This window comes from Synechococcus sp. Lug-A, from assembly GCF_024345655.1.
In the GTDB taxonomy this organism is placed as follows: Bacteria; Cyanobacteriota; Cyanobacteriia; order PCC-6307; family Cyanobiaceae; genus MW101C3.
This window is the reverse complement of record NZ_JAGQBN010000020.1, coordinates 16,169-37,807: the sequence shown is the minus strand read 5'-3', so window position 1 is coordinate 37,807 and position 21,639 is coordinate 16,169. Positions and strand designations below refer to the sequence as shown.

At 71.8% G+C, this 21,639-nt stretch carries 24 protein-coding genes; 11 read left to right on the top strand and 13 right to left on the bottom strand.

From position 1 onward, the window contains the following. Nucleotides 1-43: 43 nt before the first annotated feature. The 4 genes from KBY86_RS13455 to KBY86_RS13440 are packed head-to-tail and all read right to left on the bottom strand — an operon-like array spanning nucleotide 44 to nucleotide 4,596. The gene (locus KBY86_RS13455; protein ID WP_255141490.1) at nucleotides 44-2,266 is read right to left on the bottom strand and encodes an FAD-dependent oxidoreductase; all 2,223 of its coding nucleotides are present in this window, start codon (nucleotides 2,264-2,266) and stop codon (nucleotides 44-46) included. Further along, on the bottom strand, nucleotides 2,263-3,261 hold the full coding sequence (arsS, locus tag KBY86_RS13450) for an arsenosugar biosynthesis radical SAM (seleno)protein ArsS (protein ID WP_255141489.1): 999 nt from the start codon (nucleotides 3,259-3,261) through the stop codon (nucleotides 2,263-2,265). Before arsS ends, KBY86_RS13455 begins: the two co-directional genes overlap by 4 nt. 13 nt (nucleotides 3,262-3,274) lie before the next feature. Next, nucleotides 3,275-4,003 (bottom strand): anti-sigma factor domain-containing protein, encoded by a 729-nt coding sequence (locus KBY86_RS13445; RefSeq protein WP_255141488.1) that lies wholly within the window; start codon nucleotides 4,001-4,003, stop codon nucleotides 3,275-3,277. Then, nucleotides 4,000-4,596: a sigma-70 family RNA polymerase sigma factor gene (locus tag KBY86_RS13440; RefSeq protein ID WP_255141487.1), complete on the bottom strand. Its 597-nt coding sequence runs from the start codon at nucleotides 4,594-4,596 to the stop codon at nucleotides 4,000-4,002. The genes KBY86_RS13445 and KBY86_RS13440 overlap by 4 nt, the downstream gene beginning before the upstream one ends. Nucleotides 4,597-4,626: 30 nt before the next feature. Between KBY86_RS13440 and KBY86_RS13435 the strand changes: the two genes are divergently transcribed. From KBY86_RS13435 to glp, 3 genes are read left to right on the top strand one after another with little or no spacing between them, the layout of a single operon-like run. Then, complete coding sequence (locus KBY86_RS13435) at nucleotides 4,627-5,175, top strand: DM13 domain-containing protein (RefSeq protein WP_255141486.1); 549 nt, start codon at nucleotides 4,627-4,629, stop codon at nucleotides 5,173-5,175. Nucleotides 5,176-5,190: 15 nt separating this feature from the next. Continuing rightward, entirely contained in the window at nucleotides 5,191-5,706 is a 516-nt protein-coding gene (gene moaC / locus KBY86_RS13430) for a cyclic pyranopterin monophosphate synthase MoaC (RefSeq protein WP_255141485.1), read from the top strand. A 13-nt stretch (nucleotides 5,707-5,719) separates the two neighbouring features. Next, nucleotides 5,720-6,991, top strand: a complete 1,272-nt coding sequence (gene glp / locus KBY86_RS13425) for a gephyrin-like molybdotransferase Glp (RefSeq protein ID WP_255141484.1) — start codon at nucleotides 5,720-5,722, stop codon at nucleotides 6,989-6,991. Between the two features lie 9 nt (nucleotides 6,992-7,000). Here glp and KBY86_RS13420 read toward each other — a convergent pair whose 3' ends face one another. From KBY86_RS13420 to KBY86_RS13410, 3 genes are read right to left on the bottom strand one after another with little or no spacing between them, the layout of a single operon-like run. After that, nucleotides 7,001-7,474, bottom strand: coding sequence for a molybdenum cofactor biosynthesis protein MoaE (locus KBY86_RS13420; RefSeq protein ID WP_255141483.1), 474 nt, complete (start codon nucleotides 7,472-7,474; stop codon nucleotides 7,001-7,003). A 5-nt stretch (nucleotides 7,475-7,479) separates the two neighbouring features. After that, nucleotides 7,480-7,743, bottom strand: a complete 264-nt coding sequence (locus KBY86_RS13415; protein WP_255141482.1) for a MoaD/ThiS family protein — start codon at nucleotides 7,741-7,743, stop codon at nucleotides 7,480-7,482. After that, nucleotides 7,740-8,342: a hypothetical protein gene (locus KBY86_RS13410; RefSeq protein WP_255141481.1), complete on the bottom strand. Its 603-nt coding sequence runs from the start codon at nucleotides 8,340-8,342 to the stop codon at nucleotides 7,740-7,742. The genes KBY86_RS13415 and KBY86_RS13410 overlap by 4 nt, the downstream gene beginning before the upstream one ends. 196 nt (nucleotides 8,343-8,538) lie before the next feature. Between KBY86_RS13410 and KBY86_RS13405 the strand changes: the two genes are divergently transcribed. Together KBY86_RS13405 and KBY86_RS13400 are read left to right on the top strand one after the other, a co-directional pair. Further along, entirely contained in the window at nucleotides 8,539-8,850 is a 312-nt protein-coding gene (locus tag KBY86_RS13405) for a DUF3721 domain-containing protein (protein WP_255141480.1), read from the top strand. Continuing rightward, entirely contained in the window at nucleotides 8,850-9,290 is a 441-nt protein-coding gene (locus KBY86_RS13400) for a hypothetical protein (protein WP_255141479.1), read from the top strand. Before KBY86_RS13405 ends, KBY86_RS13400 begins: the two co-directional genes overlap by 1 nt. A 5-nt stretch (nucleotides 9,291-9,295) precedes the next feature. Here the strand turns inward: KBY86_RS13400 and KBY86_RS13395 are convergent, their stop codons facing one another. Both KBY86_RS13395 and KBY86_RS13390 read right to left on the bottom strand, forming a co-directional pair. After that, a complete protein-coding gene (locus KBY86_RS13395) occupies nucleotides 9,296-10,564 on the bottom strand; it encodes a chloride channel protein (protein WP_255141478.1) in 1,269 nt (422 codons plus the stop codon). Next, a complete protein-coding gene (locus KBY86_RS13390; protein ID WP_255141477.1) occupies nucleotides 10,561-11,748 on the bottom strand; it encodes an MFS transporter in 1,188 nt (395 codons plus the stop codon). Before KBY86_RS13390 ends, KBY86_RS13395 begins: the two co-directional genes overlap by 4 nt. 29 nt (nucleotides 11,749-11,777) lie before the next feature. On the opposite strand from KBY86_RS13390, the gene KBY86_RS13385 reads away from it, so the two are divergent. Continuing rightward, nucleotides 11,778-12,332 (top strand): antibiotic biosynthesis monooxygenase, encoded by a 555-nt coding sequence (locus tag KBY86_RS13385; RefSeq protein WP_255141476.1) that lies wholly within the window; start codon nucleotides 11,778-11,780, stop codon nucleotides 12,330-12,332. Nucleotides 12,333-12,334: 2 nt separating this feature from the next. Here KBY86_RS13385 and glnT read toward each other — a convergent pair whose 3' ends face one another. From glnT to KBY86_RS13365, 4 genes are read right to left on the bottom strand one after another with little or no spacing between them, the layout of a single operon-like run. Beyond that, entirely contained in the window at nucleotides 12,335-13,576 is a 1,242-nt protein-coding gene (glnT, locus tag KBY86_RS13380; protein ID WP_255141475.1) for a type III glutamate--ammonia ligase, read from the bottom strand. 41 nt (nucleotides 13,577-13,617) lie between these two features. Then, complete coding sequence (locus KBY86_RS13375; RefSeq protein ID WP_255141474.1) at nucleotides 13,618-14,607, bottom strand: alpha/beta fold hydrolase; 990 nt, start codon at nucleotides 14,605-14,607, stop codon at nucleotides 13,618-13,620. Beyond that, a complete protein-coding gene (locus KBY86_RS13370) occupies nucleotides 14,604-15,572 on the bottom strand; it encodes a fatty acid desaturase (RefSeq protein WP_255141473.1) in 969 nt (322 codons plus the stop codon). Before KBY86_RS13370 ends, KBY86_RS13375 begins: the two co-directional genes overlap by 4 nt. A 32-nt stretch (nucleotides 15,573-15,604) precedes the next feature. Next, on the bottom strand, nucleotides 15,605-16,870 hold the full coding sequence (locus KBY86_RS13365) for an MSMEG_0569 family flavin-dependent oxidoreductase (protein WP_255141506.1): 1,266 nt from the start codon (nucleotides 16,868-16,870) through the stop codon (nucleotides 15,605-15,607). 339 nt (nucleotides 16,871-17,209) lie between these two features. Here KBY86_RS13365 and KBY86_RS13360 point away from each other — a divergent pair, with 339 nt between their 5' ends. The 5 genes from KBY86_RS13360 to KBY86_RS13340 are packed head-to-tail and all read left to right on the top strand — an operon-like array spanning nucleotide 17,210 to nucleotide 21,617. Further along, nucleotides 17,210-17,692 (top strand): MSMEG_0572/Sll0783 family nitrogen starvation response protein, encoded by a 483-nt coding sequence (locus KBY86_RS13360; protein ID WP_094511252.1) that lies wholly within the window; start codon nucleotides 17,210-17,212, stop codon nucleotides 17,690-17,692. Nucleotides 17,693-17,694: 2 nt separating this feature from the next. Beyond that, nucleotides 17,695-18,819: a Nit6803 family nitrilase gene (locus KBY86_RS13355; RefSeq protein WP_255141472.1), complete on the top strand. Its 1,125-nt coding sequence runs from the start codon at nucleotides 17,695-17,697 to the stop codon at nucleotides 18,817-18,819. Then, on the top strand, nucleotides 18,812-19,978 hold the full coding sequence (locus KBY86_RS13350; RefSeq protein WP_255141471.1) for an MSMEG_0568 family radical SAM protein: 1,167 nt from the start codon (nucleotides 18,812-18,814) through the stop codon (nucleotides 19,976-19,978). Before KBY86_RS13355 ends, KBY86_RS13350 begins: the two co-directional genes overlap by 8 nt. Then, nucleotides 19,978-20,622: an MSMEG_0567/Sll0786 family nitrogen starvation N-acetyltransferase gene (locus KBY86_RS13345; protein WP_094511267.1), complete on the top strand. Its 645-nt coding sequence runs from the start codon at nucleotides 19,978-19,980 to the stop codon at nucleotides 20,620-20,622. The genes KBY86_RS13350 and KBY86_RS13345 overlap by 1 nt, the downstream gene beginning before the upstream one ends. Next, nucleotides 20,619-21,617 carry a sll0787 family AIR synthase-like protein gene (locus KBY86_RS13340; protein WP_255141470.1) on the top strand — a complete coding sequence of 333 codons (999 nt, stop codon included), beginning with the start codon at nucleotides 20,619-20,621 and terminating at the stop codon, nucleotides 21,615-21,617. The genes KBY86_RS13345 and KBY86_RS13340 overlap by 4 nt, the downstream gene beginning before the upstream one ends. Nucleotides 21,618-21,639 lie beyond the last annotated feature (22 nt).

Genomic DNA, 21,639 nt, shown 5'->3' with positions numbered 1-21,639 from the left:
GGCATCAACGCGCGGCAGTGCCCATACCTTCCCATGGGAGCCCTTAGCCGCGGCGCCAGCTGTGGAAGCGTTGCAGCAGCGCCAGGGTGCGCTGGGGGGCATGGGCCCGTTTCCAGACCCCGGCGGCGTACTTGCTGGCTTCCGAGAAGGTGGGGTAGGCGTGGATGGTGGAGAGGATGCGGCCGAGCCCGAGCCGCCAGCGCATCGCCAGCACGAATTCCGCCAGCAGTTCGCCGGCCTGCTCCGCCACGATCGTCACCCCCAGGATCCTGTCGCTGCCGGGCGGGGTGAGCACCTTCACGAAGCCGGTTTCGGCGCTTTCCACGATCGCCCGATCCAGCTCCTGCAATGGAAAGCGGGTGATCTCCACCGCCACTCCCTGCCGGGCGGCCTCCGCTTCATTCAGCCCCACCCCGGCCACTTCCGGATCGGTGAAGGTGGTGCGCGGAATCACCCGCCCATCGACCTGAAAGCGGCGGAACGGGGCGAACAGGGCGTTGACACTGGCGTACCAGGCCTGGTGGGCGGCGGTGTGGGTGAACTGCCAGGGGCCGGCCACATCGCCGGCGGCGTAGATGTTCGGGAAGAGGGTCTGCAGCGCGCCGTTGGTGTCGATCGTGCGGCCGGTGGGAATGCCCAGCTCCTCCAGGCCATAGCCGCTCAGCCGCGCCTGCCGGCCGATGGCGCAGAGCACCTCATCGCACAGTCGTTCGCTGTGCACGGGCGCCTCGGCAGGGCCGGTGCTGAGCAGCACCACCTTCGCTCCGCCGTCAGCCTGCCCGCCGTCAGCGTCTTGTGGCCGCCGCTCGAAGCCCCGCACCGTGCAGCCGGTGAGCACCTCCACCCCGTCGGCTTCCAGGGCCTGGAGCACCAGCGCGGCGGCGTCGGGGTCTTCGCGGCTGAGCAGCTGCGGGCCCCGCTGCAGCAGGGTGACCCGGGCGCCCAGGCGGGCCAGAGCCTGGGCCAGTTCACAACCCACCGGTCCGCCCCCCATCACCACCAGGCGCGGCGACGCCAGTGGGCAGTTGCGCAGGGCCTGCCAGAGGGTTTCGCTGGTGAGCAGACCCACTGCGTCGGCGCCCGGCAGATCCGGCAGCACCGGGCTGGCGCCGGTGGCCAGCACGATCGCCGGCGCCGTGAGCCGCTGCTCCTCGCTGCCGTCACCCTTGCGGATCGCCACGGTCCAGGGGTCGATCAGGCGGCCATGGCCGCGCAGCACCTCCACCCCCAGCCCTTCGTAGCGCTCGGCGCTGTCGTGGGGGGCCACCGCCGCCACCTTGGCGAACACCCGCTCCAGCACCTGCGGCAGCGACACGCTGGGGTTGTGGGGGGTGAGGCCGTAGCGATCCGCCCGGCGCATGCGCGCCGCCTGACGGGCCGTGGCGATCAGGGCCTTGCTGGGCACGCAGCCGGTGTTGAGGCAGTCGCCGCCCATGCGATCGGCTTCGATCAGGGTGACTTTCGCCTTCACGGCGGCGGCGATGTAAGCCGTGACCAACCCCGCCGCGCCGGCGCCGATCACGATCAGGTTGCGATCGAAGCGGGCCGGCCGCCTCCAGGGGCGGTAGAGCCTCCAGCGCTGCCAGCCCGCCAGCCCCAGCCGCGCCAGCCAGGGGAAGGCCCCCAGCAGCACCAGCGACAGCAGCAACGGCGGCGTGAGGATGCCCTCGAGGCTGTGCAGCTGTGCCAGCTGGGTGCCGGCATTCACGTAGACGAGGGTGCCGGGCAGCATGCCGATCTGGCTGGCGAGATAAAAGGAGCGGACGGGCAGCGGCGTGAGCCCCATCACCAGGTTCACCAGCACAAAGGGAACCACGGGCACCAGCCGCAGGCTGAGCAGGTAGAGCACCCCGTCGCGGCGCAGGCCCGCCTCGATCGGCGCCAGCCGCGCGCCGAAACGCTGCTGCACCGGCTGGCGCAGCAGGGTGCGGGCCAGCAGGAAGGCGATCGTGGCGCCGGCGCTGGAGGCGAACGACACCAGCAGGGTGCCGAGCCCCAGCCCGAACACCGCCCCTCCGGCCAGGGTCAGCACGGCGGCGCCGGGCAGGGAGAGCCCGGTGATCAGCACATAGGCGAGGGCGTAGGCGGCGGCGGCGCTGAGCGGGGCCCGCTGGCGCCAGGCCAGCAGGCCGGTGCGGGCGTCACGCAGGCCCTCGACGCTGAGCACCTGGGGCAGGTCCAGCAGGAAGAACAGCGCCACCAGCACAGCCAGCGCCAGCAGCAGCAGCCAGCGCCAGGCGCCGCCCGCAGCGGCGGTGCGCGTCAAGCCGCCAGCGCCCCGCCGCAGCTGGAGCCGCTGCCGGCGGTGCAGCCGAAGCAGTGGTCGGCCACCTGGATCGGATCGCCGCTGGGGTCACGTCCCAGCAGATCCCGCAGGTGGGGGTGGCTGTCAGGGCCTGCGGTGGCGGCCGGATCGCCCGCGAGCCTCAGGCCCAGCTGCTGGTTGAAATCACAGTCGTAGAGGTGGCCCTGCCAGTCGACGCTGATCAACCGGCGGCACATCACCTGCTCCAGGTTGGCGTCGCGGTGGCTGCGGCGCAGCAGCTCCAGGTAGCCCTCCAGCTGCCCCTGGGCGCTCAGCACCGCCGCGAACCGCTGCACCGGCATGTTCGCCAGGGCATAGAGGCGGTTGAACACCACGCCGTGGTCGGCCGCCAGCACGCGCCGGTAGTCGGCCTCCAGCGGCTCCTGTTCCGGCGGCAGCACCGGCCCCTGGGGGTTGAACACCAGGTTCAGCTCCAGGCCCTTGCCCGGCTGGCCGTAGCCGAGGGCATTGAGCTGGCGCAGGCCGTCGATGCTGCGCCGGAACACGCCGGAGCCCCGCTGGCGCTCCACGTTGTCCTGCAGGTAGCAAGGCAGTGATGCCACCACCGTGACCCCCTCTGCGGCCAGAAAGGCGGCCAGATCCTCCTGGCCCGGCTCCTGCAGGATCGTCAGGTTGCAGCGGTCGATCACCTCCACCCCCAGGGCGCGGGCGCGGCGCACCAGGTCCCGGAACTGGGGGTGCAGCTCCGGTGCGCCGCCGGTGAGATCGAGGCAACGCACGGCGCGGGCCGCCAGCACCGGCGGGATCAGCGCCAGGGTGTCCGCCGTCATGCTTTCGGTGCGGCTGGGCCCGGCGTTCACATGGCAGTGCACGCAGGCCTGGTTGCAGCGGTAGGTGAGGTTCACCTGCAGGGTGTCGAGCCCCTGGCGGTGCAGCGCCGGGAAGGCGGTGGCGGCCATGGCGGGCCGGATCGGGCTGGGGGACGGGGCGGACATCGCGCGGCTGGGGTCAGATCGTGTCGCCGAGCACCTGACGGCCTGCGGGCCTGGCGCCGTGGCCACCGAGCGGCTCGACGCTGACCGACACGCTGCTGGCCTGGCTGGTGGGGGAGGTGGGAATCGGCATCGCCACATGGCCCCTGGCGTCGGGCACGAAGGGCACACAGCCCACCAGGCGGCCGTTCACCTTGGCCCAGAGCCGGTAGGTGTGATCAGGCGGCGGCGGCGGCAACCCGTCCACCAGCAGCATGTTGTGGCTGGGGTTGCCGGTGACGATCACCGTGCCGCTGGCGGCGCCCGCGCCTGAGCCCGCCATGGCCCGCAGCGGCATCTGCCGGCTGACCGCGCTGAGCGGCGCACCGCTGGTGGCCAGTTGCTGCTGCAGCTGGGCCAGTTGGGTCTGGGTGCGGTGCAGCTGCACGCCCACCGCCAGCAGACCGAGGCCGAGCGCGGCGGCGATCAGGCCGGGCAGCCGTGGCGTGGCCGGGCGCGCCAGCAGCCGCTGCCGCAGGGCAGCCGGCGGCGTGCTGGTGGCGGGCAGGGCCAGGGGCAGCAGCTCCAGGGTGGTGCTGAATTCATCGAGCCGCTGGCGCAGGGCAGGTTGCTGGCGCAGGAGTTTGGCCAGCTGGCCGCGCTCCGCTTCGTCGAGGTCGCCGAGCGCGTGGCCGGCCAGCAGGGCCTCCACGTCGAGTGGTTCGCCTGCAGCGTCGTGGTGGCTGAGCGGGTGGTCGCTGCTCATGGCTGGGGGTGGAAATCGATCAGCAGCGTCCGCAGGCGGATCAGCCCCTGCCGGGCGCGGGTTTTCACGGTGCCGAGCGGCAACTGCAGCCGTTCGGCGATCGCCGACTGGCTCAGGCCCTCGTAATAGGCCATCTCCAGCACCTGGCGCTGGTTGGCGGGGATCGTCTCCAGGGCGGAGCGCACCCGCCCGGCCAGGTCGTCGGCCTCGGCGCAGTCCTGCGGGTTGCGCACGGCGGCCGGAAACAGCTGGGACGACCAGCGTTGCACCAGCTGCCAGCGGTTCTGGCGTTGCTGGATGCGGTTGAACGCCATCGAGCGGGTCATCAGCAGCAGGTAGGCCAGCACCGGGCCCCGCTTCGGGTCATAGCGGCCCTGCTGCCAGTAGCGCACGAACACGTCGTGGCAGAGGTCCTCGGCTTCCTGCGGGGAGCGGCACAGGCGCAGCGCCAGCCGGTAGACCGGCGCGCCGCAGCTGTCGTAAAGGGCGGCCAGATCCTGGTGCTGCCCGCTGCCGGCAGGCAGGGGCGGCGTGGCGGCGGCCTCCGCTTCGGAGCGGCTCACGGGCACGGTGAGGGTGGATCGGAACGGCATGGTGGGGATACCGCCGACCTCCTGGATCGGATGGGGCGGGGCCAGCGGCGTTGGCCAGTGGCGGCCGGCAAACCGCCGCTGCCGGTCACCGGTATCCCCTCCGCACCCTTTGGCCTCGAACGTTCCGTGATCACGTTTTCCCTTTCCAGCGTCAGCCGCGCTGCCGCGGCGCTGGTGCTCAGCGGCACCACCATGCTGGCGGCGCAGGCCATGGAGCCCCAGCAGCAACGGGGCACCTTCATCAAGGCCGAAGCACCGGTGAGCGGCGGCTTCGTGATCAAGAACGAGGGTGGCAAGCGGCTGCTGATGCTCAGCAGGGACTTCAAGACCAACGACATGGCCCCCGACTTGAAGGTGGCCTTCAGCCCCTCGGCCACCCCCCTGGCCGGCAGCAAGCCGCCTGCCTACCCGCTCAAGCCCGGCAGCTACACGGTGCTGGCGCCGCTCAAGGCCAGCAAGGGCGGCCAGACCTACGTGATCCCCGCCTCGATCGATCTGAGCAAGCAGAAGTCGGTGCTGATCTGGTGCCGCCAGTTCAACGCCACCATGGCCTGGGCACCGATCCAGCCCGCGAAATAGGCGCCCGGAGGCGCCATGATCGGCGCCATGGATGCGGCCCCGACCCAGCTCAGCCACCTCAACGCCAGCGGTGAGGTGCACATGGTGGAGGTGGGCGACCGTCCCGCCAGCGATCGCCGCGCCGTGGCCGAGGGCTTCATCGCCATGGATCCGGCGGTGCTGGCGCTGGTGCTCGAAGGCCGCGCCGCCAAGGGGGATGTGCTGGCGGTGGCACGGGTGGCGGCGATCCAGGGCGCCAAGCGCACCTGGGAGCTGATTCCCCTCTGCCACCCGATCGCGCTCACGGGCCTGGAGGTGCGCATCGAGCCCAGCGCCGATGGCCGTGGTCTGCGCCTGGAAGCCGCCGCCCGCACCACCGGCCCCACCGGCGTGGAGATGGAGGCGCTCACTGCCGTGCAGGTGGGCCTGCTCACCCTCTACGACATGGTCAAATCCGCCGATCCGGCCATGACCATCGGCCCGGTGCGGCTGCTGAGCAAGACGGGGGGACGCCACGGCGCCTGGTGCCATCCCGGCGCCGTGCCCTCCTGAGCCGTCACCCCCGATGAGCAACAGTGCGGCATCGCTTGAGCCCTACCCCCGCGAAGGTCTGCCGCTCGACGAGGCACGCCGTCAGGTGCTGGCCGCGCTCACGCCCCTGGCCGGCAGCGAGACGCTGCCGCTGGCGCAGGCCCTGGGCCGCGTGAGTGCGGCGCCGGTGCTGGCGGCTGCAGCGGTGCCGGGCTTCCGCGCCTCGATCATGGATGGCTACGCCCTGGCCGCGGCCAGTGTCCCGCAGGTGGGACACTCCTGGCGCCTGGTGGGACGCTCGGCGCCGGGCGCCCCCTACGCCGCGCCGCTGCTGGAGGGGGAAGCGATCCGCATCCTCACGGGTGCGCCGCTGCCGGAGGGGGCCAGCCGGGTGCTGCCCCAGGAACTGGTGGAGGCCGATGGCGCGCACCTGAGCCTGGTGCGAGAGGCGGGCCCCAACCCCTGGATCCGCGCCGCCACCGAAGAGGCCGCACCCGGCCAGGAACTGCTGGCCGCCGGGGTGCGGCTGGGCCCCGCTGATCTGGGCCGGCTGGCCAGCTGCGGTGTGGCGACCCTGGCGCTGCGGCGCCGGCCCCGGCTGGGGCTGCTGATCAGCGGCGATGAGCTGGTGCCGGCCGGCAGCCCGCGCGGGCCGGGTCAGATCTGGGAGAGCAACGGCACCCTGCTGGCGGCGCTGCTGGCGCGCCTGGGGGTGGAGGTGGCCGAGCAGCGGGTGGTGGCCGATGCGCCCGAGCGCCTGCGCGCCACCCTGCTGGAGCTGGCCGCCAGCTGCGATGTGGTGGTGAGCACCGGCGGCGTGTCGGCGGGCGACAGCGACTGGATCCGGCCGCTGCTGGCGGAGCTGGGGCAGGTGAGCTTCTGGAAGCTGTTCCTCAAACCCGGCCGCCCGTTCGCCTTCGGGCAGCTGCAGCGGCCCGGCGCAGACGGCACCGTGCCGTTGTTCGGGCTGCCCGGCAATCCGGTGGCCGCGGCGATCACCGCCCTGCAGCTGCTGGTGCCGGCGCTGCAGGTGCTGGAGGGGGCGCCGGTGCAGCCGTTGCCGCGCCTGAAGGTGCGGCTGGCCGCGGAGCTCAAGCGTGGAGCCGGCCGCCCCGAGCTGGCCCGCGCCCGGCTGCAGGTGGGCCCGGAGGGGGAGCTGCTGGCGCTGGTGGAGGGCAGCCAGGCCTCCTCCCGCATCGGTTCGCTCCAGGGCGCCGACCTGCTGCTGGAGATCCCGGCCGAGCTGGGCACGCTGGCGGCCGGCAGCGAGCTGTGGGCCCAGCTGCTGCGCCTGCCGATCTTCTGAGCGCCTAGCTCAGTAGGCCGTGTTGCCCGCCACCCAGGTGCCCACGCCGCCGCTCCACTCCCGCTTCCAGAACGGGGCCTCGTGCTTGAGCGCTTCGAGCAGCTCCTGGCCGCCGCGCTGAGCAGGGCCACGGCGGTCGGCGGTCACGGCCACCAGCACGATCGTGTCCCCCGGCAGCACCCGCCCCACGCGGTGATCCACCCGCACCGCCCGCAGGCCATGACGCTGGGCGCAGTCGGCGGCGAGGCGGGCGATCTGCGCTTCGGTCATGCCGGGGTAATGCTCCAGTTCCAGGGCCTCCAGCGGCGCCCCTGCCGCCGTGATGCCCCGCACCCGGCCGATGAAATGGGCTTCGGCAGCGGCGGGCTCGGCGCCGCCGGCCGCCAGGCTCCGCTGCCAGTCGGCGAGCGTGACGAGTGGATCGAAGGGTTCCGGGTGCAGCTGCAGCTGCAGGGCGCCGGTGTCGAGGAGCGGATCCGCCACCGGCTTCAACCCCCACTGATCGGTGGCAGGAAGGCCACCTCGGCGCCGGGCGCGAGCGGCTGGTGAACCCCGGCGAACACCTGGTTCACGGCCACCCGCACCTGGGCCGGCAGCGTCTCTCCCAGCCCCAGCTGCGGCCACAGGCTCGCCGGGGTGGGGGCCGGGGCGCCGGCGGGCAGCTCCACACGGCGCTCCGCCCAGCCGGCCTGCTCCCTGAGCGCGGCGAACAGGCGCACGGTGATCACAGTGGCGTTAACGCTGTTGGTCACGGGCGTGTGGCCACCAGCACGCGGTGGCGATGGTCGGAGGCGACGCGGCGCAGCCCCACGAAACCGGCCTCGGTGAGTGACGCCGGCAGGTCGAGGCGGAAGTCGTCCTCCAGGTAGGGCTCAGTGCTCTTGAGCAGGGTTGCCAGCGGCGGCGGCATGGCGCGGATGGCCTCGGCGGCGGCATGGTGCCAGGCGTGGACGCGCCCGCCGGCATCACGCACCCGCGCCACCGCCAGCATCTGGGGGGAGAGATCGAGCCCGCTCACCCGCACGTCGCCATGCCCGTGCCGCTCCAGCCAGTCGGCGAGCCAGCAGAGGGTGCCCTCCTGGTAGGCGTGGAAGCGGGCGCGGTAGTAGGCGGGGATCTGCGTGGCCGGGTTGGTGCAGGCCTCCAGCAGCGGCTCCGCCTGGCGGCGCAACTCCTCCCGGCGCTGCCGCCAGGTGATGCCCCGGGTTTCGGCGGTGCGGATCATCATGCGCCGCGCCTGCAGAAACAGCAGCTGCCGCAGCGGTTCCACCGCCAGCACCGCCGCAATCAGCCGCCCCAGCGCCGTGCGGTCATCGACCCAGTTGGGGGGAGTGCTGGCGGAAAGGCTCATGCCGGTAGGTCCAGGAACACGGCAGGGCGCAGATCGGCGAGCAAGCATCCGCAGGCAGTTCGCCACCACGATGGCAGCGGAGGGAGCCCACCGCCTGCGGTCCTCCCATCTTGCTGCTCACCCACGTCCCTCAGCCCGTTCGTCCATAGGCAGCCCTATCTAGATTCGGCCCTGCGATGAATCTTGGTCAGCCTCGATGAGCGGATCCTTTGTTGTCTGCGGAGACGGCTTGCGCCTGCGGATGTTGTCCCTCGTGGGTGTCACCCTGCTGTTGGGTGGCGCGGGCCCGGCGATGGCCAGCAGCACCCCAAGCTCTGCCAAGGATGGGGGCGTGCAGGCCGTGTTCGCTACGCAGCAGGAGGCCGAGGCAGCAGCGCCTCGCTTCGGTTGCAAGGGGGCCCACCGCATGGGCAACGTCTGGATGGCCTGCGCCAGCCACCCTCCCGCCGGCGGCAGCCAGAAAGGCGGTCAACAGAGTGGCGGCCAGCACGGCGGTCACTCGCATTGATGGACGACTCCGCGTGCGGCGCCAAGCCGAAGCTGGTGGCCATCGGCATCGCCCCCCTGGGGATCATTTCGATCGGCATCGTGCCGATGGGGGTGGTGAGCATCGGTGTGGTGCCGATGGGGGTGGTGAGCCTCGGGGCCGTGGGCATGGGGGTGATCAACCTCTGCCTGGTGGGGATGGGGGTGGTCGTGGCCGGCGTCAATGTGATGGGTGTGTGGTGGACGGGCCTTGAGGGCATGGGGCCATTCCGGCAGGGGCCGATCCCGGCGCGCGTGCACCATCACCACGGCGCCGCGCCGCCGCCCGCGGCCCTGATGGCCTACCCCAGCAAGGAAACGGCGCTGCAGAAGGCGAAGGAACTCGGCTGCGAAGGCGTCCATGCCATGGGCGAGATGTGGATGCCCTGCAGCGAACATCCCGGCGGCCACGGCGCGCACTAGGGGCCTCAGCCTTTGGCGCCTGCCCGCAGAAAGGCTTCGGTCTGGGCTTCGTTCCAGCTGATGCCGCCGAGCCAGCGGCCGATGGAGGCGGCGATCGCCGCGGCGGTGAGCAGCCAGGGCAGCACAGCGGCATTGCCCTGCAGCGTGAACACGAACAGGCCGCAGAACAGCGGGGTGCGGCAGGCACCGCTGAACGCCGCGGCGGCGGCGACCGCGGCCAGCGCCGCCTGCTGCTCCGCCGGCAACTGCTGCAGCCAGGGGCCCACCAGCACCGCCCCCACGCTCATGGAGTCGTGCATCAGGCCGCCCGGTGCACCGATCGCGATGCTCAGCAGGGGCCCCAGCAGCCGCGGCAGCGGCGCCCACCAGGGGCTGTCGGCCGTGCCGGCCAGGGCCGGGCCGAGCGCCAGCGAGCCGTCATTGAGGCTGATGCCGCCGCTGGCCACCGCCAGCAGCGTGAACAGCGCCGCGATCGCCACCGCCAGCGGCAGCCGCCTGGAGCGCAGCCAGGGGCCGAGCCACTGGGCCAGCGGCACCAGCAGGCGCACGAGCACCACCCCCACCAGCGCCGCCAGCACAGTGATCAGCAGGGCCAGCGGCAGCAGCTCGGGCGCCATGGCCACCGCCACCCCTTCCGCCAGGCGGGCGGGCTGGCCCAGACCCGTGGTGAACAGGGTGCCGATGCCGGCGAGCACCAGGGTGGGCATCACCAGGTTGAAGCCCGACACCGCGCTGAGCTCTTCGAGCGCGTAGGCGGCACCCAGCAGCGGGGAGCGGAAGGCGGCCCCGAGACCGGCACCACCGCCGATCGCCGCGGTGAGCGCCAGCGGCAGCTGCTGCAGTGGCACCAGCCGGCGCCGCAGCGCCAGCAGCAGGGCCGCACCGAGGGCGGCGGAGGGCGATTCGGTGCCCACGCTCAGCCCGGCCAGGTGGGTGAGGGCCAACAGGGGCAGGCGGGCCAGTTGGTGGCGCAGCGACAGGGGGGCCAGGGCGCGCTCGCGCTCGGCGTCGCTGCGGGCTGTCTGCAGCGCCATCACACCGGTGAGCCCACCACCCCGGCCCGCTGCCAGCGGCCCCCAGGCCAGCAGCACAAACAGCAGCGTGGCCCCAGCCGGCGCGAGCACCAGCAGGGGATCCAGCGCCCCGTCGCCGCCGAGTGGCCAGAGTCGCTGCAGCCGGAAGCCCAGCTCCGACAGCCATTGGTAGGGCAGTTCCGCCAGGCCGATCAGCGCACCGGCCAGCAACAGGCAGAGCGGGAAGGCGAAGCGGTTCATGCCGGGGTGAGGCGGGTGTAGGAGCGGACCAGCAGCCCCAGCACCAGCGCCAGGGCGAGCAGCGTGAGCGCCAGCGGCAGCTGGGAGCTGGCGGGCAGCACGGTGGCGATCAGCACCAGCAGCCCCGTGCCCTCCTGCTGCAGGAAGCCGGTGAGCGCTGAGGCCTGCCCGGCCTGGGCGGGAAAGGATTGCATCGGCATCGCCAGCCCGATCGGCACGAGCACACTGGCGCCGAAGGTGATCACCAGCATCGGCAGGAACAGGGAGAGAGTGTCGAACCAGCCGCCCAGCCCCAGCCCCACCATCAGCAGCCCACCGAGCAGCATTGCCCCCAGCCCGAAGCGCAGCAGCCATGGCTGCCCCCTGGCCACCACGAACCGCACCACCATCAGCGCACCGGCGATGTAGGCCACGGTGAGCCCGAGTGAGAGGGAGCCGAAGCCCGCTGCGTCGAAACCGAAGCGCGTCTCGTAGATGAAGGGACTGGCGGCGTCGTACAGGGCGATCATGCCGGTGGCGACGGTGGCGATCAGCGACGGCAGCAGGAAACGGGCATCCACGGCGAGCCGCAGGTAGCCGCGGCCGATCGCCGCCACGGATGGACGGGTGGCGGCCGCCGCCCGCTCCCGGCTGAGCGACTCAGGCAGGGCGCGGGCCAGGTAGAGGGCGGTGGCGAGCCCCAGCGCCGCCACCAGCAGGAAATCCACCCGCCAGCTGGTGGCGCGCCCGATCAGACCGCCCACGAAGGGGGCGAAGCCGAGCGCCAGCGCGAAGCTGATGCTGGCGAACGACATCGCCCGCGCCAGCTCCCGGTTGCTCAGCACATCCCGCAGCGCCGCCCGCGACACCGAGGTGCCGCAGCCAGCCCCGATCCCCTGCACCACCCGCAGCAGCCGGAACGGCTCGAAGCCCGGCACCACGGCCAGCAGCAGGCTGGCGGTGATGAACATCCAGAGCCCGGCCAGGGCGATCGGCCGGCGACCGTGCCGATCGGAGAGCGGCCCCCAGATCAGTTGGGAGGCGCCGTAGCCGAGTGCATAGGCGGTGACGGTGGTTTGCGTGGCGGCGGCATCGACGCCGAAGTCACTGGCCAGCTGCGGCAGGGAGGGCAGATCGATGAACAGGCCGGTCTGGCCGAGCGCCGCACCCAGACACACGTACAGAATCACCGCCAGGTTGCTCATCCGCACTCACCCGCTGAGGGTTGCGCTGCATGCCCCACGAGGATCCCGCCGTCACTGTCGATGTGCTGCAGCGGGTGAAGCCTGGCCGCACGGAAGCTTTCGAGGCGGCCCTGAGCGAGCTGGTGGCCGCCGCCCGCTGCTGTGAGGGCCATCTGGGCGTGAATGTGTACCGCCCGGTGGATGAGCACGATTCCACTTACCGGATCGTGTTCAAGTTCGCGCGTCTCAGCCAGCTGCGCCGCTGGGAGGGGTCGCCGCAGCGCCAGGCCCTGCTGGCGCGTGTGGCGGAGCACACGCAGGAGCCACCGCAGATCTCCGTGCTGAGCGGGCTGGAAACCTGGTTCACCCTGCCCCGGCAGCCGGGGGTGCCGCCGCCGCCCCGTTACAAGATGGTGGTGATCACCACCCTCACGATTTTCCTGCTGATCAACCTGATCAGCCTGGTGCTTTCGCCCCTGGTGCGGGAGCTGAACCCCCTGCTGCGCACCCTGCTGGTCACCGCCTTGACGGTGACCCTGATGACCTACGTGGTGATGCCAAGGGTGACGCGGCTGTTCCGCCGCTGGCTCTACCCGCGCGCCTGAGCTCACACCTGCCGCCGCAGCTGTTCATAGGCCTGGCAGAACGGTTCGCCCAGTGCCTGCCGCAGCACCCGGTCGGCGGCGAAGGCCTCCAGCGCCTCCTCCACGCTGCCCGGCAGCGGCCGCGCCCGGCCGATCGGCGGATCGGTGTAGGCGTTGGCATCCTCGCGGGGGCCGGGATCGAGGTTGCGCTCGATGCCATCGAGGCCGGCGGCCAGCACCGCCGCCGGCAGCAGGTAGGGGTTGGCGGCGCCATCGGCGAGGCGCAGCTCGAGCCGCTGGTCGTCGGGGATGCGCACCATGTGGGTGCGGTTGTTGCCGCCGTAGCTGATCCAGCCCGGTGACCAGGTGGAGCCGGAGGTGGTGTGCAGACCGCCGAGCCGTTGGTAGCTCTCGGCCACCGGGTTGGTGAGTGCGCAAAGCGCTGGCGCATGCTCCAGCAACCCGCCCAGAAACTTGTAGGCCAGCGCCGACAGGCCCAGCGGCCCGCGTGGATCGTGGAACAGGTTGTGGCCGTCGGCGTTCCAGAGCGAATGGTGCAGGTGGGCGCCGTTGCCGGTGAGGGAGGCGAATGGCTTGGGCGAAAAGCTCACGCGCGCGCCGTGCTGCTCGGCCATCGCCTGCGCCATCACCCGGAAGAAGGCATGGCGGTCGGCGGTGACCAGGGCGTCGGCGTAGGTCCAGTTGAGCTCGAACTGACCGTTGGCATCCTCGTGATCGGCCTGGTAGGGCCCCCAGCCCAGGTCGCCCATGCCATCGAGCAGGCCGCCGATCAGCGGGTACTGCCGCATCAGCGCCAGCTGGTCGTAACAGGGCTTGCTCTGGCTGTCGTCGCCATCGGCGATCGCGGCGCCGCCGGGCTGCAGCAGGAAGAATTCCGCCTCCACACCGGTGCGGAAGTGGTAGCCCAGCCGCACGGCCCGCTCCAGCTGGCACTTCAGCACCCAGCGCGGCGACTGCTCCAGCGGCAGGCCGCCCACCTGCAGGTCGGTGGCCACCCAGGCCACATCCCGCTGCCACGGCAGCACCATCAGGCTGGAGGTGTCTGGCAGGCCCAGCACGTCGGGGTCGGCGGGGGTCATGGCCAGCCAGGCGGCGAAGCCGGCGAACCCGGCACCGGCGGCCGCCACCTCCTGCACCGCCGCCACCGGCACGAGCTTGGCCCGTTGCACGCCGAACAGATCGGTGAACGAGAAGAGCACGTGGCGGATGCCGCGATCGGTCGCGAAGCGGGCCAGGTCGGTCATCGAAGCGGTGGGGGTGAAAGGGATGGGGGTCAGGGCCGGCGTCAGTCGTCGCAGAGCCGCTCCAGGGCACTGCGGATGAAGGCCTGTTCGGCTGGCGCGTCGCGGGGGTTGCCGGCGCGATGGCCCAGCACCGAATCGATCACCGCGAAGTGGGCGCCGGCAATCTGACGGGCCTCGGCGGCGCAGTCGTCGGGGGGGAAATAGAGGTCGTGGCTGCCGGCGAGCACGGTGGTGCGGGCGCGGATGGCGCTCAACGGTGCCGGCAGGGCGTTGGCCAGCCAGGCATCGAGCATGGCGATCAGGTCGTGGGGATCATGACGCCGGTAGGCCGGCAGCCAGCTGCGCTCCACCGCCTCCTCCACGCTGGCGATGCCCTGCACCAGGTGGCGTCCCGCCTTGTAATAGGCCTGGCTGGCGGCCCAGCTGGCGTAGATCAGCGCGAAGGTGCGCAGACCCTGCTCGGGCCTGGCGCGGAAGCGGTGGCCGTCCCAGGCCGGATCGGCGGTGAGGGCCTGGCGCAGGCTCAGCAGGAACAGGCGGTTATGCGGGGTGGTGTGGGCCGTGCCGCAGAGGCAGAACAGCCGTTCCACCGCCGCCGGGGCCAGGGCGCCCCAGTGGTACGCCTGCTGCGCCCCCATCGACCAGCCGTACACGAGCGCCAGCTGCTCCACCCCGAACAGCCCCTGGATCAGCTGCTGCTGGGCGCGCAGGTTGTCGCTGTGGTGGATCACCCAGCCGTCTTCCGCCAGCCCCATGGCGCTGTTGCTGGGGCTGCTGGAGCGGCCGTTGCCGAACTGGCTCACCAGCACCACGCACCAGCGTTCCGGGTCGAGGATCGGGCCCACCACCCATTCGATGTCCTCCGGCCAGGCCCCGTAGGAACTGGGGTAGAGCACCAGGTTGGAGCGCTGCGGGTTGAGCGTGCCGTACACCCGGTACGACAGCCAGGCATCCGGCAGCGTCTGGCCGCAGTGGAAGCGGAACGGCCCCAGCGGGAAGTGGCGGTCGCAGCTGGACGCCGGGGCGCTCAAACCGGCTGCGGCTGGAGGGTGGGGGCGGCGGGCAGCTTCAGCAGCGACGGATCGGCCAGGAAGCGGCGATGCACCGCCAGGTAGCCCGGATCCAGATGACGCAGCTGGGGCGCCAGCCACTGGTGGGCCGCCGGCAGGGCATGGAACGGCACCGAGGCGAACAGGTGGTGCTCGGCGTGGAACGGCATGTTCCACATCAGCCAGCGCAGCGGCGCCAGGGTGCTGGTGGTGCGGGTGTTGCTCAGGCCGTTGGTGCCGGTGTCGCAGCCGCCGTGCTCAGCCAGCAGCACGAAACGCAGCAGCGGTTGCCCCAGCGCCAGCGGCAGCAGCCAGTGCCAGAGCAGGAAGCCGTTGCCCCCCGGCACCGACAGCAGCAGCAGCACGCCGTAGACAGCCGCCTGCTTCAGCAGGGAACGGCGCACCGCTGGCGCCGCATCGGCGGGGATGTAGGGATTGGCGCTGAACTCACCGCGCAGGCCGCGCAGATGGCCGCGCAGCTTGGCGTTCCACCAGGGCAGGCCGCTGAGTTCGAGCAGGTAGGCCCAGCGGCTGGTCGGCGGTTGGTCTTCCAGTTCGGGATCAAGACCCGGCTGGTGGGTGTAGCGGTGGTGCCACTGGTGGTAGCGGCGGTAGAAGTCGGCGTTGTAGAAGCTCAGCACCCCCGCCCACCAGGCCACGGCGTCGTTGACGGCGCGGCTGGCGAAGGCGGTGCGGTGGCCGCATTCGTGCATGGCGCAGAAGGCGAAGGCCAGGCCCCAGCCGCACAGCAGCAGGGCCGGCAGGCGCAGCAGCAGGCTGAGCCGCTCGTCGCCCCACACCCAGCCCGTCGCCAGGATCAGCGCCGCATGGGAGAGGGTCTGCAGCCAGCCGGCCCGATCGGAGCGGCCATTGAGCTCGCGCAGCTCAGCGGCGGGGATCAGGGCGCTGGCGTCGGTTGATGGGGTCGCCCCTGGATGGTCGTCCACGGAAGGGGTCGCCGCTGGATGGTCCACAGCCGTCATGAGCCGAGCAGTGCAGTGCATTCCAGCGGCTCCGTCCGGCTGCCGCGAGGCTGCAGCTGCTGCTGGATCCGTTGGGCGAGGTGATCGGCGTCGCCGCCGATGCCGCAGAAGCGGCCCGAGCCCCAGGTGTGCAGCCACGGCAGGCCGATGAAATAGAGCCCCTCGGCCTGGGTGATGCCCCGGTGGTGCACCGGTTCGCCGCTGCCATCGAACACCGGCACTTCCACCCAGCTGAAATCGGAGCGGTAACCGGTGCACCAGATCACGGCGGCCAGCGGCTCCTTGTAGAGGTCGATCAAGCTGAGCTCGCGGCTCGGGGCAGGACGCCAGCAGGGCTGGTACGGCGGCTCCAGCGGCGCGTCGAGGCCGTTGGCGGCGATGTAGGCGTCGATGCTGGCGCGGATGCGGGTGTACACGGCATCGGCCGCATCCAGGTTGGCGGCCAGGTTGTCGGCAAAGCTCAGGCCCGCTGCGGTGATCCGCTCCAGCCGGCCATGCAGCACCATGCCTTCGCTGGCCCGCTGGCGCAGGTCGATTTCGCGGCCGCCGTCCCGGCCCGTGAGGTAGTGGTTCGTCTTGTGGCGGACGGCGCGGGGATCGGCATGGGCGTCGATCGGGGTGTCGTAGACCCCCATCCGCTCCAGCCACTCCACTACGTCGCGGCCGCGGTAACGGCGCGGCGAACGGGGCGCCGAACCCACACTGAGGTGCACGCGACGCCCGGCCAGGAAGAGATCTTCGGCGATCTGGCAGCCCGACTGACCGCTGCCCACCACCAGCACCGGGCCCTCCGGCAGCTGATCGGGATGGCGGTAGTCACGGGCATCGAGCTGGAGCACCTTGCCGGGCAGCCGCTCGGCCATCGGGTGGCGGCGCGGGTGGTGGTAGGCGCCGGTGGCGATCACCACCTGCTCGGTGTCGATCACGCCGGCGCTGGTGAGCAGGCGGTAGCCATTGCTGCTGGGCACCAGCCGTTCCACGCTCACCCCCTCCCGCACGGTGATGGCTGAACGTTCGGCGAAGCGGCGCACGTAGTCGACGATCGCCTCACGGCCCATGAAGCCGTCGGGATCATCCCCGTCGTAGGGGAAGCCGGGCAGGCGGCACTGCCAGTTGGGTGTGACCAGGCAGAAGGAATCCCAGCGCTGCTGCTCCCAGGCGTGGGCCACCCGGTGGCGCTCCAGCACGAGCGCCTCAATGCCCCGTTGCTGCAGGCAGCTTGCCACCGACAGCCCCGCCTGGCCGCCGCCGATCACCACCACCGGCGCCGTGACGGGGGCGGCAGCGCCGTCGGTTGCCGCGCTCTGCGCAGGTGTGCCACCGGGAGATGCAGCGATGGTCTCAGCGGCAGAAGCGGCGGGTGAGGTGGAGGCTGACCCCACGGGCAGGCGGCGAAGGGGAGGAAGAGAAGGGGAGGAAGACAGTGGCGCGGCCAGGCCATCACCCTCCTCATCGTGAGTTGCCGTGAGGGGCGGCCCGGTAGCAATCAAGACCAAATCGCAGGCCAGCACGGGCTCTGCCGTTTGGTGCCTGCTGCTACGTAAGTTCACACAGGCCTGGTGCATGGTCGTGACGCTGTTTCTTTCGCAGGTCGCCGGTTCATGCCTGAGGTCACCCGCCCCGCCAATCAACCTGGCGATTTCCTCGTGGATTACGAGGAGAAGGTGTTCCCCGATGTGAAGGCGGAACCGGGCGAAAAGGCGCTCATCACCTTTCACACCGTGGCGTTCGAAGGCTCGATCGGCCTGGTGAACCTGCTGCAGGCCAGCCGCCTGATCAACAAGGGCTTCGAGACTTCGATCCTGCTCTACGGGCCCGGCGTCACCCTCGGAGTGCAGCGCGGCTTCCCCAAGCTCGGTGATGCCGCCTTCGACGGCCACCTCAACTTCAACGCCCGCCTGCAGAAGTTCATGGACCAGGGCGGCAAGGTGTATGCCTGCCGCTTCGCCCTTCAGGCCCTCTACGGCCATGGCGAGGGGGCGCTGATGGCGGGCATCACCCCGGTGAATCCGCTCGATGTGCTCGACATCGTGCTGATGCACCGCAAGGAAGGCGCCTTCATCCTCGACACCTGGACGCTCTGACGATGAACGGCCCGATCGTCGTGGCCGCCGCCCAGATCCGTCCAGTGCTGCACAGCCTGGAGGGGTCTGTGGAGCGGGTGCTGGCAGCGATCACGGAGGCGGCCGGCCAGGGGGTGCAGCTGATCGTGTTCCCCGAAACCTTTCTTCCCTATTACCCCTACTTCTCCTTCGTGGAGCCGCCGGCGCTGATGGGGCGCTCCCATCTGCGCCTTTATGAGCAGGCAGTGACGGTGCCGGGTCCGGCGCTGCGCCGCATCGCGGCCGCGGCGCGTGAGCACGCCATCCACGTGCTGCTGGGCATCAACGAACGGGAGGGCGGCAGCCTCTACAACGCCCAGCTGCTGATCGACGCCAACGGCGCGCTGCTGCTGAAGCGGCGCAAGCTCACCCCCACGTATCACGAGCGCATGGTGTGGGGCCAGGGCGATGGCGCCGGCCTCACGGTGGTGCCCACGGCGCTGGGGCGCATCGGTGCCCTGGCCTGCTGGGAGCACTACAACCCGCTGGCCCGCTTCAGCCTGATGGCCCAGGGGGAGGAGATCCACTGCGCCCAGTTCCCCGGTTCGCTGGTGGGCCCGATCTTCAGTGAGCAGACGGCCGTCACCCTGCGGCACCACGCGCTGGAGGCGGGCTGTTTCGTGGTGAGTTCCACCGCCTGGCTCGATCCCGCCGACCTCGATCAGATCACGCCGGATCCGGCGCTGCAGAAGGCCTGCCAGGGGGGCTGCCACACCGCCGTGATCAGCCCGGAAGGTCGCTACCTGGCGGGTCCGCTGCCGGAGGGGGAAGGGCTGGCGATCGCCGAGCTCGACCCGGCCCTGATCACCAAGCGCAAACGGATGATGGACAGCGTGGGCCACTACAGCCGCCCCGACCTGCTCGGCCTGCGTCTCGATCGCACGCCGGCGCGCCAGGTGCAGGAGCGGGACGGGGGCAACGCAACGGCTGCCGGTGGTGGCGCTGGTCCTGCCATGCCTGCTGACCTGCCCGTACTGCTGGAGCCCTTGCTGGAGCCCCAGCGGGAAGCCTTGCGGTCACCCCTGACGGCCGTGCCGCCCCCGGCTGCGGGGATCTCCGCTCCTCCGCCACGGCTCAGTTCCTTGCCGGAGGCGGTGCCCCATGGCTGACTCCAGGGATGCCGCCGCGCTGGCGCGGCTCGTCACCGACCTGCAGGTGCAGGGCCTGGTCGAGCCCGGTGTGCCCGGCAACAAGGGCCGCCGCGGCGGGGCCGGCCCCTCCGACCACCGCGCCCTCACCCTGGATGGCACCACGGTGATGGTGCCCGTGTACAGCAGCGCCGCCCAGCGCTCCCCCTTCCGCCTGGCGGCCGGTGGCGCCGGGCTGGAGCTGCAGCGGGAGTCCGCCACGCCGCTGGCGGTGGTGGAGGCTCCGCCGGAGCCTCGCTTCTACGGCCTGCACACCGCCGACGGCACGCCGTACCGCTCGATCGCGCTGCTGCACAGCCGCGATGTGCTCGCCACCACGCTGCTGCAGACCTGCATCCGCTTCCGCGACCGCAGCCAGTCGTGCCAGTTCTGCGCCATCGAGCAATCGCTCGACGACGGCCGCACCCTGGTGCGCAAGACCCCGGCGCAGGTGGCGGAGGTGGCGGAGGCGGCGGTGCGGCTCGATGGGGTGCGCCAGCTGGTGATGACCACCGGCACCCCCAACAGCGACGACCGCGGCGCCCGCCTGCTGGCCGAGACGGCGGCGGCCGTGAAGGCGCGGGTGAACCTGCCGATCCAGGCCCAGTGCGAGCCGCCGGAGGATCCGATCTGGTTCCAGCGGATGAAGGACGCCGGCGTCGACAGCCTCGGCATGCACCTGGAGGTGGTGGAGCCCGAGGTGCGGCGCCGCATCCTGCCGGGCAAGGCGGAGCTGAGCCTGGAGCGCTACTTCGAGGCGTTCGAGCAGGCCGTGGCGGTGTTCGGCCGCGGCGAGGTGTCCACCTATCTGCTGGCGGGGCTGGGCGACAGCGCCGCCGCGATCGTGGCCTGCAGCGAGCGCCTGATCGCCGCTGGTGTGTACCCGTTCGTGGTGCCGTTCGTGCCGATCAGCGGCACTCCGCTGGAGCACCATCCCGCGCCCAGCGCCGCCTTCATGGTGGAGATCTACACGGCCGTGGCCCAGCAGCTGGCGGCATCGGATCTGCGCGCTGCCGCGATGTCGGCGGGCTGCGCCAAGTGCGGCGCCTGCTCGGCCCTGTCGCTGTTCGAGCAGGCGGCCGCCACGAGCGACGCCCCATCGGCCCCAACTCCGACGGGCTGCGGCCCCTCCAGCTCCTGATGTTCTTCATTGATCCCTCCAGCCACGACATCGGCCGCAGCCCCACATCGGCGCCGGCCGCCTTCACCCCGTCGGTGCGCTGGGGTCTGGGTATCGACGCCGAGGATTTCCGCCTCTCGCCCTCGGCCTGCTCCGAGCGCTTCTCCTTCCATCTGCTGCGGCCCGGCACGCCGCTGCTGGCCGGCTACTGGGATCTGCGTCGCCGCATCTTCTGCCAGGAGCAGCATCTGTTCGAAGCCTCCGACCGCGACGCCCGCGATGCGGAGGCCACCCCGATCGCGGCGATCGCCCATGGGGCCAACCGGGCGGGCGCCAGCCCGGGCAGCGGCGGGCCGGTGGTGGGGGTGGTGCGGATCCTGGAGCAGGAGCCAAGGCTCTGGTACGGCGGCCGGCTCGGCGTGGACGCCGCCTTCCGCCGCCACAACCAGATCGGCAAGGGCCTGATCTGGAAGGCCGTGACCACCGCGAACGGCTGGGGCTGCGACCGCTTCCTGGCGACTGTGCAGGAGCAGAACGTGCGCTTCTTCCAGCGCCTGCACTGGCACTCGGTGGACACCCTGGAGCTCAAGGGGCTGCCCCATCACCTGATGGAGGCCGACCTCCGTTACTACACCCCGTCGCGGGAACGCCGGCCGGTGGCATGAGCGGCATCGACCTGGCGCCGCTGGCGGCACGGCTGCGTGCCCTGGCCGGCCTGCACGGCAAGACCGCCATTCAGCGCCCCGCCGCCCATTTCCCCCACCAGCCCTTCGCCGCCCTCGGCCCGGCCGCCCTGCTCGGCGATGACTCCGCCCTGCTGCCGGCCTGCAGCGGCCGTCTGCTGCTGGCCAGCGAAGGGATGGATCCGGGCCTGCTGGAGCGGGATCCCTGGTTCGCCGGCTGGTGCGGCGTGCTGGTGAACCTCAGCGACATCGCCGCGATGGGTGGCCGGCCGCTGGCACTGGTGAACAGCCTCTGGTGCCGCGGTGCGGAGCGGGCTGAGCCGGTGCTGGCGGGCCTGCAGGCAGCGGCGGCGCGCTTCGCGGTGCCGGTGGTGGGCGGCCACACCAACCTCAACAGCCCCTACGACGCGCTGGCCGTGGCGGTGCTGGGCAGCGCCGCTGGTGCGGTGCTCTCGGCCCGTTTCGCCCGCCCCGGCGACCGTTGCTTCCTGCTGGTGAATGGCGCCGGCCGCATGCGCCATCCGGATCGCTTCTGGGATGCGGCCACACAGGCGGCGCCGGAGCTGCTGCGCCGCCAGCTGGCCCTGCCCGCTCAGCTGGCGGAAAACGGGGTGGTGCATGCCGCCAAGGACATCAGCATGGGCGGCCTGGTGGGCACGGCGGTGATGTTCTGCGAGAGCGCCGGCTGCGGCCTGACGCTCGAGCTCGAGGCGATCACGCCGCCGGCGGGCGTGCCGCTGGACGACTGGCTGGCCTGCTTCCCCAGCTTCGGCTTCCTGCTGGCGGTGACGCCGCAGCAGGAGCCGGCCCTGCGCGCGGCCGTCGCGGCGGAGGGCAGCGAACCGGCACTCATCTGCCAGCCGATCGGCCACTTCACGGCGGAGCCGGGCGTGCGCCTACGGGCCGGTGGCGGCGAGGAAACCGTGTGGAGCGGCGCCGAGGCGCTCACCGGCTTCGGCCCGGTGCCGTCGGGGTAGGGGGTGCAGCGCTCAGCCTCGC

Coding starts and splice junctions, on each gene's coding strand:
- KBY86_RS13350 (WP_255141471.1), top strand. CDS start 18,812: ATGGCTGACTCCAGGGATGCCGCCGCGCTGGCGCGGCTCGTCACCGAC.
- glnT (WP_255141475.1), bottom strand. CDS start 13,576: ATGACCGACCTGGCCCGCTTCGCGACCGATCGCGGCATCCGCCACGTG.
- KBY86_RS13360 (WP_094511252.1), top strand. CDS start 17,210: ATGCCTGAGGTCACCCGCCCCGCCAATCAACCTGGCGATTTCCTCGTG.
- moaC (WP_255141485.1), top strand. CDS start 5,191: ATGATCGGCGCCATGGATGCGGCCCCGACCCAGCTCAGCCACCTCAAC.
- KBY86_RS13340 (WP_255141470.1), top strand. CDS start 20,619: ATGAGCGGCATCGACCTGGCGCCGCTGGCGGCACGGCTGCGTGCCCTG.
- arsS (WP_255141489.1), bottom strand. CDS start 3,261: ATGTCCGCCCCGTCCCCCAGCCCGATCCGGCCCGCCATGGCCGCCACC.
- KBY86_RS13395 (WP_255141478.1), bottom strand. CDS start 10,564: ATGAACCGCTTCGCCTTCCCGCTCTGCCTGTTGCTGGCCGGTGCGCTG.
- KBY86_RS13385 (WP_255141476.1), top strand. CDS start 11,778: ATGCCCCACGAGGATCCCGCCGTCACTGTCGATGTGCTGCAGCGGGTG.
- KBY86_RS13345 (WP_094511267.1), top strand. CDS start 19,978: ATGTTCTTCATTGATCCCTCCAGCCACGACATCGGCCGCAGCCCCACA.
- KBY86_RS13440 (WP_255141487.1), bottom strand. CDS start 4,596: ATGCCGTTCCGATCCACCCTCACCGTGCCCGTGAGCCGCTCCGAAGCG.
- KBY86_RS13410 (WP_255141481.1), bottom strand. CDS start 8,342: ATGAGCCTTTCCGCCAGCACTCCCCCCAACTGGGTCGATGACCGCACG.
- KBY86_RS13405 (WP_255141480.1), top strand. CDS start 8,539: ATGAGCGGATCCTTTGTTGTCTGCGGAGACGGCTTGCGCCTGCGGATG.
- KBY86_RS13400 (WP_255141479.1), top strand. CDS start 8,850: ATGGACGACTCCGCGTGCGGCGCCAAGCCGAAGCTGGTGGCCATCGGC.
- glp (WP_255141484.1), top strand. CDS start 5,720: ATGAGCAACAGTGCGGCATCGCTTGAGCCCTACCCCCGCGAAGGTCTG.
- KBY86_RS13355 (WP_255141472.1), top strand. CDS start 17,695: ATGAACGGCCCGATCGTCGTGGCCGCCGCCCAGATCCGTCCAGTGCTG.
- KBY86_RS13435 (WP_255141486.1), top strand. CDS start 4,627: ATGGGGCGGGGCCAGCGGCGTTGGCCAGTGGCGGCCGGCAAACCGCCG.
- KBY86_RS13390 (WP_255141477.1), bottom strand. CDS start 11,748: ATGAGCAACCTGGCGGTGATTCTGTACGTGTGTCTGGGTGCGGCGCTC.
- KBY86_RS13445 (WP_255141488.1), bottom strand. CDS start 4,003: ATGAGCAGCGACCACCCGCTCAGCCACCACGACGCTGCAGGCGAACCA.